Annotated in this window: 2 protein-coding genes; both read left to right on the forward strand. The window is 43.8% G+C overall.

Annotation, left to right across the window (positions count from 1 at the left end; all coding sequences use genetic code 11):
* A partial coding sequence (locus tag DWZ60_RS17050) for a transposase (protein WP_199669437.1) occupies window positions 1-136 on the forward strand: 136 nt, incomplete at its 5' end.
* Window positions 136-633, forward strand: a 498-nt coding sequence (locus DWZ60_RS17055; RefSeq protein WP_147397781.1) for an RNA-guided endonuclease TnpB family protein, incomplete at its 3' end; no start/stop codon positions are given. The genes DWZ60_RS17050 and DWZ60_RS17055, both read left to right, overlap by 1 nt.

A 633-nucleotide genomic window follows, 5' to 3' on the forward strand; every position in this document is an offset into this window, starting at 1 on the left:
TCTCAAAACGAAAATGCCGACGCTCTGGACAAACAGCTATTTTGTATCTACCGTTGGCGGTGCCCCGCTGGAAGCAGTAAAACAGTATATCGAAAACCAGAAAACATCGCAGAGACAAAAGGATAAGATGGGCTAATGCAAAAAGGGATCAAATTCAGAATCTACCCGAACAGAGAACAGAAAAACTTCATCCGCCAGACGCTGGGATGCTGCCGGCTGATCTACAACCGGGGACTTGCCATGCGCAAGGAAAGCTATGAAGAAGGGAAGAAGATTGGATATACCCAGACTTCCGCCATGCTGACCGAACTGAAAAGACAGGAGGAGTTTGCTTTTTTGAAAGCAGCAGATTCCATTGCCTTACAGCAGTCTCTGCGGGATCTCGACCAGAGCTTTGTGAATTTCTTTCAAAAACGTGCTTCCTATCCAACCTTCAAGAGTAAACATAACCGGTTCCAGTCATACAGAACGGTCAATCAAAAAGATAATATCCGTATTGTGGGAAGATATATCAAACTTCCGAAACTTGGATTTGTCAAAATACGCCAGTCGATGGAAGTGGGAAAAATTAATCACGTAACCATTGAGTACACACCGGCCGGAAAATATTTTGCAGTCTTAAATGTTGATTTC

The sequence above is a fragment of the Blautia sp. AF34-10 genome (genome assembly GCF_003477865.1).
GTDB classification, from domain to species: domain Bacteria; phylum Bacillota; class Clostridia; order Lachnospirales; family Lachnospiraceae; genus Fusicatenibacter; species Fusicatenibacter saccharivorans.